Here is a 12,125-nt window from a genome sequence, read left to right on the forward strand (position 1 = left end):
AAATCAGCGTTCAAAAGAAGCCACGGCGCTGCCACCAGCCGGCTTTCTTCGGCTTGCCTTCGTCGCTTTCGCCATTTTCGGTACGGGTGGATTTCACCGTCGGCTCTGAGGAAGAAATATTGGATTCGCGGTTAGCGCGAACCGGCTTTGCTTCTTCCTGGGCGGGCGTTGCGAGATCGGCGGAGGCTTCGACCACCTCCGGTTCGGCTTCAACGGCGGGTGTTGCTTCCGCTACTGGTTCTTCGACCGGCGCTGCGGCGGGCTTGCGGCGGCCGCGGCCACGGGAAGGCTTTACCTCTTCGGCGATGACGGCCATATCCTCGACGGCAGCCGTTACAGCTTGGCTCTCGCCGGCCTGTTCGGGAACCGTCTCGACAATTGCGGCTTCACCTGGAGCGACGTCATCCGAAATGCCGTCGTCTTCATCCTCGCTGCCGCTGCCTTCGCCGGCTTCATTGGCCGTCAGCTCGGAGCCGTCCTCCCGATTGCGGCGACCGCCGCGCTTGCCGCGACGACGGCGCTTGCGGCGCTGCGATTCCTCGTTTTCGGCGCGGCTCTCGGGTGCAGCGGCGGCGGTTTCGTCGCCCTCAGCGCCCTCATCGTCGCCATCTTCCTCTTCGTCGCCAGCTTCGCCTGCAGCGGCTGCCGGCTGCTCGGCATTGCCGTTGCGGCCACGACGGCGGCGGCGACGCTTGCGCTTACGGTTGCCTTCACCTTCGCCTTCCGAACGCGCCGCAGCGGGACGTTCGGTCGCGGCAGCCTTTTCCTCGAGTTCTTCGTCTTCGTCCTCATCAGCCTCGATGACGATGTCGTCGTCCTCATCCTCGGGGATGGCTGCGAAGTTGAAGAGGCTTTCGATCTTGACTGGGTTTTCGACAGGCTCGCCGCGGTCGATCGCAAAGTGCTGTGCGCCGACCGAACCGTCGGCATCGATGATGATCGCTACGCCAAAGCGCGCTTCGTAATCGACGATCGTCTGGCGCTTGTGGTTGAGCAGGTAGAGGGCGATGTCGGGCGTGGTGCGCACGGTGATGTTGTGCGTCGTATTCTTCAGCAGATATTCCTCGATGCCGCGCAGCACATGCAGGGCGACGGAGGACTGCGAACGGACGTGGCCGGTGCCGCCGCAATGCGAGCAGACCTGGGTCGTCGATTCGAGAACCGAAGCGCGGATGCGCTGGCGTGACATTTCGAGCAGGCCGAAATGCGAGATCCGGCCGACCTGGATGCGGGCGCGGTCGTTCTTCAGGCATTCCTTCAGCTTCTTCTCGACGGCGCGGTTGTTGCGCTTCTCTTCCATGTCGATGAAGTCGATGACGATCAGGCCGGCGAGGTCGCGCAGGCGAAGCTGGCGGGCGATTTCTTCCGCGGCTTCGAGGTTCGTCTGCAGCGCGGTGTCCTCAATCGAGTGTTCGCGCGTCGAGCGGCCGGAGTTGACGTCGATCGAAACCAACGCTTCCGTCTGATTCATGATCAGGTAGCCGCCGGAACGCAGCGTCACCTGCGGCTGCAGCATGCGGTCGAGCTGGGCCTCGATGCCGGAGCGCGAGAAGATCGGGTGGATATCGCGGTAGGGCTGAACCACCTTGGCATGGCTCGGCATCAGCATCTTCATGAAGTCTTTCGCTTCACGATAGCCTTCCTCGCCGGCAACGATGATTTCGCCGATATCCTTGTTGTAGAGGTCGCGGATCGAGCGCTTGATCAGCGAGCCCTCTTCATAGACGAGGCAGGGAGCGGTCGACGCCAGCGTCAGAGTGCGGACATTTTCCCACAGGCGCATCAGATATTCGAAATCGCGCTTGACCTCGACCTTGGTGCGGTTCGCACCGGCGGTGCGAAGGATGACGCCCATGCCCTGCGGCACTTCGAGCATGCGGGCGATTTCCTTCAGGCGCTTGCGGTCCTGCGGATTGGTGATCTTGCGGGAAATGCCGCCGCCGCGCGCCGTGTTCGGCATCAGAACCGAATAGCGGCCTGCAAGCGAGAGATAGGTGGTGAGAGCGGCACCCTTGTTACCGCGCTCTTCCTTGGCGACCTGCACCAGCAGGATCTGGCGGCGCTTGATGACTTCCTGGATGCGGTACTGCTTGCGCGGCTTGCGCTGCACGCGGTCCGGAACTTCTTCCATCGCGTCTTCGGCGCCGACGGATTCGATGACTTCCTCTTCACCGTGATCATCGTCGTCATCGTCGTCATCGTGGCGACGCTTGCTGGTGTCGATGTCCTCGGAGATCGTGTCGGTTTCCACCATCGCGGCCATCGTGCCGCCGGCAGGGGCGTCATCGTCGTTGTCGACGCTTGCAGCGCCTTCGGCTTCGACGTCTGTCGGAACGGCATCCTCGGTCGCGGTCGTTTCGGCAACCTTCTTGCGGCTCCGGCGCGGCCTTGCCTTCTTGGCTGGCGCTTCCTCGGCGACTTCAGGCGATGCTGCCACCTCTGCCGTTACGGCAACGTTTTCCGCCGCGGCCTCTTCCGTTACGGCAGCCGGTGCCTCCGTGGGCACGATGCCGACATCCGGCTGGTCCTGGGTCGAAAGATCGACGACCGGTGCGGTTTCGACGTGTTCGACGTCTTCATCGCGGCGATGCTCCTCGGCTTCGGCCCGAAGCAGTGCCTGACGGTCGGCGAGCGGTATCTGATAATAATCGGGATGGATTTCGGCGAAGGCCAGGAAGCCGTGCCGGTTGCCGCCGTAATCGACGAAGGCGGCCTGCAGCGAGGGCTCGACCCTCGTTACCTTTGCAAGATAGATATTGCCGCGGATCTGCTTCTTGTGCTGCGACTCGAAGTCAAATTCTTCTATGCGGTTCCCGCGAACGACAACGACGCGCGTCTCTTCCTCGTGAGACGCATCGATAAGCATTTTGTCTGCCATGTAAGCTGTGCTCCTCGGCGTGGCCGCGAGAGCGCATTCCCGACTGCTGTTGAAACAGAAAGAATGCGGTCCACCGTGGCCGCGCCGGATATTGAAAGTCGCGCTTGACGCGAAGGGAAGAGCAGCAGCCAGACCGCAGCCGGAACCGTTTCGGTCCGGGGCCTGTACACTTCAGATAAAACCTGCTGCGAAACCATCAACAACCAAGCGTGATCGACAAATACGAAGACCCGGTTCGGGTCCGATGAGGGTTGCTCCCTGAGAGCGTGGTGGCTGATCCACCAATGAAGTTCCGACAGAAGCCGGAAAATCAGGATCCAGTTCCCGGGTTGAAGCGCATGAGACGGCGGACGATGACCGATGTGGCGCCAGGTCCAGATCTGGCTGGCAGCCCTTGCGGCGACTCTATCCCGTCAACACTTCTACCCTAAAATGCGTTGTATGTTTTCTCTGTCACAATAGCAAGGGAAAAGCCAAATGTGCCATAATATTGATGGATTTCGAATCGCATAGAAACTGGGGGCAGGTGACCGCGATTCGGCAGGTCGCAAGGCGTCTCGCTATCGAGCGTCGATCCGGCCATATCAGGTCCATCGCGGTTACAAATAGGGTGTGACGGTTTATTGTTTAAGAGGGCTCGGATCGCGGCGCAGTCCGCAACGCGGCGATCGACATTCGCAAGGCGGGTTCAGACGGCGGTGCTCATTGCAGGTTGCCTCCTGCCTGGCCTCGCGGGTTCGGCCGAGACGAAGGATCCGCTGCTCGCTTATGGGGCGCGCATCATCGGCGATGAAGCCAGGACGCGCATCGTCATCGATTTCGACCGCGAACCGCGTTTCTCCGTCCATTATATCGCCAATCCGGAGCGCATCGTCGTCGATCTGCCGGCCACCGCCTTCGGTTTCCCGGGGAAGGATTTGGCCGCTCGCGGTCTCTTCAAGGATATCCGCTACGGCAAGATGGATGAGGAGAGCGCCCGCATCATGCTGACAGCGGCAAGGCCGGTGAAGCTCTCGCTCGCCAAGGTGCAGGCCGACGAGGCGGGCAGGGGTCATCGCCTGGTGCTCGACGCCGAAATGATCGATAAGGAGGCCTTTGCCGAACTGGTGAAGACACAATCGTGGGATGATCGGACCGAGGCGGCTCAGACGACGAGCGCCATTCCGGCGCCGGAGAAAGCCGCCCCCGGCGATTTCGTCATTGCCGTCGACGCCGGCCATGGCGGCATCGACACCGGCGCAATCGGCGTCGATACGAAGACCGAGGAAAAGCAGGTGACGCTTGCTTTCGCCAGGGCTCTGGCTGACCGGCTGAACAAGGAGCCGGGCATCAAGGCGTTCCTGACGCGCAGCGACGACGAGTTCCTGTCGCTTTCCCAGCGCGTGCTGATCGCCCGCCAGAACCATGCCGGCCTGTTCATTTCACTGCATGCCGATACGCTGAAACAGAAGGATATCCGCGGCGCAACGGTCTATACGATTTCGGACAAGGCCTCCGACAAGCTCGCAGCCGATCTTGCCGAGCGCGAAAACCTTTCCGACCAGATCGCCGGCAAGGAGGTAGTCGCCGAGCCGCCCGAGGTCGCCGACATCCTGCTCGATCTGACGCGGCGCGAGACGCAGGCCTTTTCGATCTCGCTGGCCGAGAGCGTGCTGAATTCCTTCAAGGACCAAGTCGGCACCATCAACAATCCGCACCGCCACGCCGGCTTCCGCGTGCTGCAGGCCCCCGACGTGCCGTCGATCCTGCTCGAGCTCGGATTCCTGTCGAATGCCGAAGACGAAAAACTGCTGCTCGACGAAACCTGGCGCACCAGGATCGCCGATCTCCTGACCGAGGCGGTGAAGCGATACCGTACCGGCGTTGTGGCGAATGGCGGATAAGAGCGTCGCCCGAAGATTCTAATAGTTCGCTCAAGCGAAATCCATGAAAACAGAGACTTGGACGCCATCAGATGAATCACGTTCTGAACGCCGTGCTTCGGCTTGTCGGCGGGCAAGGGCGTTGCTTGGATGTGACAGTCCCGATGAAACGCTGCCGCGGCGGTGATTGCGGCGGGCAGAGCCCTATTTTGCTCACATTCGCGCCGTTACTCCGGCTTATGTTTCCTAGCTTGAGGCGCGGAATCGGCTTGTGGCGGTAGCGCTCATGGAGTAAGCCGCGCGCAACGTGCAAATTGTCTCGATCTGTGCAATCGTTGCGTCTGCGCCGATTGCGGATCGAAGAGACCGGTAGCTGAAAATATGCTTAGACTTCTTGGATATTTCTTCGGAATGGCCTGCGTCCTGTTTCTGGTCGCTGCGGCGGGTATTGCTATCTATCTCGCCAATGTCGCCAGGGATCTTCCGGACTATGCCGTTCTGAACAGCTACGCGCCGCCGGTGACAACCCGCGTCCATGCCGGCAACGGCGCTCTCATGGCCGAATATGCCAAAGAAAAGCGTCTTTTCCTGCCGATCCAGGCCATTCCCGACCGCGTGAAGGCCGCTTTCCTGTCGGCCGAGGACAAGAATTTCTACAACCATCCGGGCGTCGACCTCACCGGTCTCGGCCGCGCAATCCTCGTCAACCTGCAGAATTTCGGTTCGGGCCGCCGTCCCGTCGGTGCTTCCACAATCACCCAGCAGGTGGCTAAGAACTTCCTTTTGAGCTCGGACCAGACGATCGACCGCAAGATCAAGGAAGCAATCCTCTCCTTTCGTATCGAGCAGGCCTACAGCAAGGACAAGATTCTCGAACTCTACCTGAACGAGATTTTCTTCGGGATGAATTCCTATGGCATCGCCGGCGCGGCGCTGACCTATTTCAATAAGTCGGTTACCGAGCTGACTGTCGCCGAGGCCGCCTATTTGGCATCGCTTCCGAAAGGCCCGGCCAATTATCATCCGTTCCGCCATCCTGAGGCGGCGCTCGAGCGTCGCAACTGGGTTATCGATCGCATGGTCGAGAACGGCTATGTCAGCCAGAGCGACGGCGCGGAAGCCAAGAAGCAGCCGCTCGGCGTCACCGCCCGCAGCAACGGTCCCTCGCTCTTCGCGTCCGATTACTTCGCCGAAGCCGTGCGCCGCCAGCTGATCGATCAATATGGCGAGAAGGTTCTTTACGAGGGCGGCCTTTCCGTGCGCACTTCGCTCGATCCACAAATGCAGCTCGCCGCCCGCAAGGCGCTGCAGGATGGCCTCGTGACCTATGACGAGCGCCGCGGATTCCATGGGGCCATTAAGCAGATCGACTCCAGCGGCGATTGGGGCAAGGCGCTTGCCGATATTCCCGCGCTAACCGACGTTCCGGAATGGCGGCTCGCCGTCGTCCTCGCCGTGTCCGATAACAATGTCGATATCGGCCTGCAGCCGGCCAAGGACGGGAGCGGCAAGGTTGCGGCGGACCGTCAGCGCGGCACCATCGACGCCAAGAACATGCAGTGGGCCTACCGTTCGGCGGATGGCTCCCGCAAGACGGCGAAATCGCCGGCCGGTGTCTTGAGCCCGGGCGATGTCGTCTATGTCGAGAAGCTCGGTGACGACGCGTCGACCTCCTACCGTCTGCGCCAGCCGCCGAAGGTACAGGGTGGGCTTGTCGCCATGGATCCGAAGACCGGCCGCGTGCTCGCCATGGTCGGCGGCTTCTCCTATGGCCAGTCCGAATTCAACCGCGCTACTCAGGCGATGCGCCAGCCGGGCTCCTCGTTCAAGCCTTTCGTCTACGCCGCTGCGATGGACAACGGTTATACGCCGGCCTCCGTCATCATGGACGCGCCGATTGAGATCGTCTCGGGTGGCCAGGTTTGGAAGCCCGAAAACTACGGCGGCGAAGTCGGCGGCCCGTCGACACTGCGCTCAGGCATCGAGCATTCGCGCAACCTGATGACGGTGCGACTCGCCAACGATCTCGGCATGAATATCGTTGCCGAATATGCCGAACGCTTCGGTATCTACGATCACATGCTGCCGGTTCTCTCGATGTCGCTCGGCGCGGGCGACACGACAGTGCTGCGCATGGTCTCGGCCTATTCGGTCATTGCCAATGGCGGCAAGCAGATCAAGCCGACCCTGATCGACCGTATTCAGGACCGTTATGGCAAGACGATCTTCAAGCATGAGGAGCGCCTCTGCGAGGGCTGCAATGCGGGCGACTGGCAGAACCAGGAAGAGCCGAATGTCGTCGACAACCGCGAAACCGTCCTTGACCCGATGACCGCCTACCAGATTACCTCGATGATGCAGGGCGTCATCCAGCGCGGCACCGCCGCCGGCAAGATTGATCTCGGCGGTCGCGACGTCGCCGGAAAGACCGGCACCACCAATGACGAAAAGGATGCCTGGTTCGTCGGTTTCACGCCGGATCTCGTCGCCGGCCTCTATATGGGCTTCGATACGCCGGCCCCGCTCGGCCGCGGCGGCACCGGCGGCGGTCTATCCGCCCCGATTTTCAACGAATTCATGCAGGCCGCCGTCAAGGACATGCCGGAATCGAAGTTCGTCATTCCACAGGGCATGAACCTGATCCCGATCGACCGCAAGACCGGCATGGCCGCCGCCGACGGAGATCCGAACACGATCGTCGAGGCCTTCAAACCCGGCACCGGACCTGCCGACAGCTTCTCCGTCATCGGCATGGACAGCACCATGGCGCCGGAGGAGATCCTGAAGACCTCGCCGCAAGCCAACCAGGCCGTTCAGACCGGCACGCCAGGACTCTTCTGAGTCTTCACCCAATTTTGGAAACCCGCCCCGGCTCTTTACATCCGCGGCGGGCGTCTCTATGTCACCAGCACTTGAAGAAGACCGTTACAGAGAAGCAGGAAAATGCGAGCGGAAATCGAAAACGTGGTCGATGAAACCAAGCAGGCTATCACCCTGCTGAGGAGGCATCTTTGACTGGGACCAGGCAATAAGACGACTGGACTGGTTGAACAACAAGGCAGAGGATCCGAACCTCTGGAACGATGCGCAGGAAGCCCAGAAGCTGATGCGCGAGCGTCAGCAGCTCGATGACGGCATTAACGGCGTCCGGCAGCTGGAACAGCAGCTGAAAGACAATGTCGAGCTGGTCGAACTCGGCGAGGAAGAGGGCGACGAAGGCATCGTCAAAGAGGCCGAGGACGCCTTGAAGGCACTGAAGGCCGAGGCCGCGCGCCGTCAGGTGGAGGCGATGCTCTCCGGGGAGGCCGACAGCAACGACACCTATCTCGAAGTCCATTCCGGCGCCGGCGGCACCGAAAGCCAGGACTGGGCCAACATGCTGTTGCGCATGTACACCCGCTGGGCGGAACGCCAGCGCTTCAAGGTCGAGCTTCTCGAAGTCCATGATGGCGAAGAGGCGGGCATCAAGTCCGCGACCCTGCTCGTCAAGGGCCACAATGCCTATGGCTGGCTGAAGACAGAATCGGGCGTACATCGTCTGGTGCGCATTTCCCCCTACGACAGCAATGCGCGGCGCCATACGTCCTTCTCGTCGATCTGGGTCTATCCGGTCGTCGACGACTCGATCAACATCGACATCAACGAAAGCGATTGCCGCATCGATACCTATCGTTCGTCAGGCGCCGGCGGCCAGCACGTAAACACGACGGACTCGGCCGTGCGCATCACCCATATCCCGACCGGGATCGTGGTGGCCTGCCAGCAGGAACGTTCGCAGCACAAGAACCGTGCCAAGGCCTGGGAAATGCTGCGTGCCCGGATGTACGAAGCAGAGTTGAAGAAGCGCGAAGAGGCTGCCAACGCCGAAGCCGCTTCCAAGACGGATATCGGCTGGGGTCATCAGATCCGCTCCTACGTGCTGCAACCCTACCAGCTGGTCAAGGACCTGCGCACAGGCGTCGCCAGCACCGCTCCGGATGACGTGCTCGACGGCGATCTGAACGAATTCATGGAAGCGGCCCTTGCCCATCGCATCAGCGGCGCCGCCGATGCGGTCGTCGAGGATGTCGACTGACAATCAGCATCATGGAAATCAAAGCCCCGGAAACGGGGCTTTCTTTGTTCTGCCTATCGCGCCGCCATCGCCGTCATGAAACAGCGCTGCGGAAAGAGCGGCAATCTCGTCATGAACGGCCCCCCGCTCGATGCCCGGCGGATCGGTGAAGAGCTCGGCGGCAAAGGCCATGCCGAGCCCGGTGCCCTCCGGCACAAAGACATAATGCCCGAGGCCGCCGCCGAGGATTTTTAGCGCGCTGCGTGTCAGGCGCTCATGCAGCCAGCAAGAACATTCCTCAGCCGGTGCCGCCTTATCGGCATCGCCGACAAGGATAAGAGCGGGCGCCACGACAGCTTTCAGGCTCTCGGCGCCGAAGCTGAGAACGGAGCGACCCGGCGCGCAGAGGACCGCCGCTGTGATCCTGTCGTCCCGATAGGATCGCGACATGCGGGACCATGATTCGCGAAAAACATCGCTGGTGCGAAGCAGTGAGGGAATATGATCGGCGAGGTCGGGAAATTCCCTCGGGCCGCGTGGACCACCCGGCTTCAGCCGTGACGGCTCGAACTGCGAGAACTGGGTGACGGCGCCGAGAAGCAACATGACGCTATAGGCTCCGGCCGAAAATCCGACCGCGAATACACGGTCCGCATCGATCCGACCGGCAAGATGGCCAAGCCAGTCGCGACAGCGGTCGAGCATCAAGCTCAGATCTGGCGCCCGTTCCCAGAGACAGGCAAAACCTTCGGCGCGGTAGGGCTCACTGCCCGTATTGCCGTGATGATCGACGCCGAGCGCTGCAAATCCGCGATCGACCAGGCGTCGCGCCAGCCATTCCAGTCCGGCCGCAGATCCACCAGTGCCATGTGACAGCAGGACGAGGGGATAAGGCCTGTCTGAGGGCCGAATCGGTGCGTCGCGAGCGACCGCCGCCTTCCGAAACCAGCTTCTCTCCTGGATCTCGCATTCCTGCGCGTTATCGGCAGCCGGATACCATAGCGACCAGCGGACGGGCCTTGGACCGGCTGCGTCCCAGTCTAGTCTCCGGTCGTCATAGAGGATGCCCTCGCGAAAGCCGAGTTTCATCTTCCTCGCCTGTGCGAACAGCGTCTCGCTGCTCAATTGGTCGCTTTCTCGATGGTGATGTCGCCGAGTTCGTCAATCAGCACGGTCCAGCCGTCCGGCTCGGCTGCGGGATCGGTCTTCAGATAGATCGTAGCGAAGAGGCCGGGTTGCTTGATGATGCCGCTCGAGTTTTCGGGGCGGATATCGGTCACGTATGGCTTCAGGTCGCTGATCTCCTGCAGCTCGATGGTCGAGGCAATCGCCGGACCGGTCTCGGTCTGGGCAATCTGCTGAAGATAGACTTTCGATGTCTTGTCCGGCTGACGCACGGCAAAGAGCTTGTAATAGCCGTGGCGCTTTTGCTGAGGGGCGGACACGCTTTCGGCAGCGGTGGGCGCCCGCTCGACATCAGGTGCGTTGCCGTCATCCTCCCAGTAGCCGGTGCTGGTCGCGAAAATCACAGAAGCCGGCAGGATGACGTCCTGCGCGGGAGCGGCGATCGCGGCCGAGGATCCAGCGAGGAAAACCGTGGCCATCAATGTCAGGCGCATTGCCATGATTTCAATCCTTGAACTGCTCGGCGAGAATGCGGTCGGACCAGGAGCGGTCCGGATCGGAGAGGATACGCGCCGTCATATGCTCCGACTGGGCGATGCGGACATGCAACACCGATTTGACCTCCGTATTGTCTGCCACCGCATTCACCGGCCGCTTCACCGGTTCGAGCACGTCGATATCGACGGTCACCTTGTTCGGAAGCAGGGCGCCCCTCCAGCGCCGCGGCCTGAAAGCGCTGACCGGCGTCATGGCGAGCAGTGGCGCCTCGAGCGGCAGGATGGGGCCATGGGCGGAAAGATTATAGGCCGTCGATCCCGCTGGGGTGGCCACCATCAGCCCGTCGCAGATCAGCTCCTCCAGCCGTACGCGCCCGTCGACCACCACCCTCAGATTGGCGGCCTGATAAGACTGACGGAAAAGATAAACCTCGTTGATGGCGAGCGCTGTGGAATTCGTGCCGTCGGCATTGGCCGTCGTCATCTTCAATGGGCGGAAGGCGTTTTCGACGGCGACGCAGATACGCTCCTGAAGCCGTTCCGTGCTGTAATCATTCATCAGAAAGCCGACCGAGCCGCGATTCATGCCGTAGACCAGCTTGCCCGAATTCATGGTGCTGTGCAGCGTCTGCAGCATGAAGCCATCGCCGCCCAGTGCGACGATGACATCAGCCTTGTCCTGAGGCACGTCGCCATAGATGCGAATCAGCTCTTCGCGCGCTGCGAGCGCCTCCATCGTCGGCGAGGCGATAAAGGAAAGCGTCTGGAATGAACGGCCCATACAATGCCCTTTGTGAAGCTGCTCTAGCTAAAGGATAAATGGCAGTTGCGACAAGGCCGTTTTGCAAGACAAGGCGTTTTGAATACACGCAGACTTGTCGGCGCTCGCACGGATTTTCCTTTACAGGATCGCAGAATCTGTTAGTTGGGCAGCTATTGCCCTTGTAGCTCAGTTGGTAGAGCACCTGATTTGTAATCAGGGGGTCGCGGGTTCGAACCCTGCCGGGGGCACCAGCCTACGCTCGTGAGCTTCGGCTCGGCGAGCCGAAGAGAGCGGCCAAGCGAAGGCTGTCGCGTCGTAGTTTCGTTGAGAACGAAGGCGGACTGGTTTCGATAATGCTCCGGCGCGTTTTTCCTTAATGAACCCCGTCCGAAGGACTGTTTCAGCGGCAATTCAGCCGGACGGCGCAGTGTCTCCCCATCCTCAATGAGGAACCAGCCATGAAGTTCGCGCATATTTGCTGACCGCAGCCATTTCCCTCGAGTGGTGCCATATGATCGCGACATGCCCTGGTTCTATTGTAGCTGAAGACAGTCGGTCTCAGCTACCCGTCGTTCCGGTTCAATGCGCGAGGGGTTCGTTGATTTTGGCCTCGATCCTGTCGCCATTACCGGTCTGTCCGGCACCGGAAGGTGACATCATCGCGATGCTGAGCACCGAGGCGACCATGACGGCGACGATGGCGATCATTATGCGCATAAGCGTTCAATCCTCGTTCGATCGGGGATTAACGCGCGATTGCCGTCCGCGTTCCTCTCGGCCTATTGCACCGGCCCCGGCGTCGCGGGGCCAGGCGCCGTCGGCGACAGGGGATCGGCCTGGTGAACGGGATGCGACGTGTCCACCCAAATGATGCTGAGAATGATTCCCACAAAGGCCGCGATGAAGAGGATACCGAAAATCAGCGGTCGAATGGCCATGATGGGAA

At 61.1% G+C, this 12,125-nt stretch carries 9 protein-coding genes and 1 tRNA gene; 4 read left to right on the plus strand and 6 right to left on the minus strand.

The window, feature by feature from the left end:
- Window positions 1-10 precede the first annotated feature (10 nt).
- On the minus strand, window positions 11-2,878 hold the full coding sequence (locus NMA58_RS06620; protein ID WP_434712762.1) for a ribonuclease E/G: 2,868 nt from the start codon (window positions 2,876-2,878) through the stop codon (window positions 11-13).
- A gap of 623 nt (window positions 2,879-3,501) precedes the next feature.
- Here NMA58_RS06620 and NMA58_RS06625 point away from each other — a divergent pair.
- The 3 genes from NMA58_RS06625 (at window position 3,502) to prfB (ending at window position 8,815) form a co-directional block, all read left to right on the plus strand.
- Complete coding sequence (locus NMA58_RS06625; RefSeq protein ID WP_434712763.1) at window positions 3,502-4,761, plus strand: N-acetylmuramoyl-L-alanine amidase; 1,260 nt, start codon at window positions 3,502-3,504, stop codon at window positions 4,759-4,761.
- 360 nt (window positions 4,762-5,121) lie between these two features.
- Window positions 5,122-7,581, plus strand: a complete 2,460-nt coding sequence (locus NMA58_RS06630) for a penicillin-binding protein 1A (protein ID WP_097598340.1) — start codon at window positions 5,122-5,124, stop codon at window positions 7,579-7,581.
- A 102-nt stretch (window positions 7,582-7,683) separates the two neighbouring features.
- Window positions 7,684-8,815 (plus strand): peptide chain release factor 2 gene (prfB, locus tag NMA58_RS06635; protein ID WP_176536255.1). Its coding sequence is split into 2 segments (ribosomal slippage): window positions 7,684-7,752 and window positions 7,754-8,815, totalling 1,131 coding nucleotides; the frame shifts between segments, so codons are not numbered across the junction.
- A gap of 18 nt (window positions 8,816-8,833) precedes the next feature.
- Here prfB and NMA58_RS06640 read toward each other — a convergent pair.
- Genes NMA58_RS06640 through NMA58_RS06650 form a run of 3 tightly spaced genes read right to left on the minus strand, consistent with a single transcriptional unit; the run spans window position 8,834 to window position 11,197 of the window.
- A complete protein-coding gene (locus NMA58_RS06640; protein ID WP_434712765.1) occupies window positions 8,834-9,883 on the minus strand; it encodes an alpha/beta hydrolase family protein in 1,050 nt (349 codons plus the stop codon).
- A 32-nt stretch (window positions 9,884-9,915) separates the two neighbouring features.
- Complete coding sequence (locus tag NMA58_RS06645) at window positions 9,916-10,419, minus strand: hypothetical protein (RefSeq protein ID WP_434712766.1); 504 nt, start codon at window positions 10,417-10,419, stop codon at window positions 9,916-9,918.
- A 4-nt stretch (window positions 10,420-10,423) separates the two neighbouring features.
- Window positions 10,424-11,197: an NAD kinase gene (locus NMA58_RS06650; RefSeq protein ID WP_011424966.1), complete on the minus strand. Its 774-nt coding sequence runs from the start codon at window positions 11,195-11,197 to the stop codon at window positions 10,424-10,426.
- A gap of 157 nt (window positions 11,198-11,354) precedes the next feature.
- Between NMA58_RS06650 and NMA58_RS06655 the strand changes: the two genes are divergently transcribed.
- Window positions 11,355-11,430, plus strand: a tRNA-Thr gene (locus NMA58_RS06655).
- Between the two features lie 328 nt (window positions 11,431-11,758).
- Here NMA58_RS06655 and NMA58_RS06660 read toward each other — a convergent pair.
- Both NMA58_RS06660 and NMA58_RS06665 read right to left on the minus strand, forming a co-directional pair.
- Window positions 11,759-11,896 carry a hypothetical protein gene (locus NMA58_RS06660; protein ID WP_198175514.1) on the minus strand — a complete coding sequence of 46 codons (138 nt, stop codon included), beginning with the start codon at window positions 11,894-11,896 and terminating at the stop codon, window positions 11,759-11,761.
- Window positions 11,897-11,958: 62 nt separating this feature from the next.
- Window positions 11,959-12,117, minus strand: a complete 159-nt coding sequence (locus NMA58_RS06665) for a hypothetical protein (RefSeq protein WP_176536253.1) — start codon at window positions 12,115-12,117, stop codon at window positions 11,959-11,961.
- Window positions 12,118-12,125 lie beyond the last annotated feature (8 nt).

It is taken from the genome of Rhizobium sp. YTUHZ045 (assembly GCF_051124255.1).
In the GTDB taxonomy this organism is placed as follows: domain Bacteria; phylum Pseudomonadota; class Alphaproteobacteria; order Rhizobiales; family Rhizobiaceae; genus Rhizobium.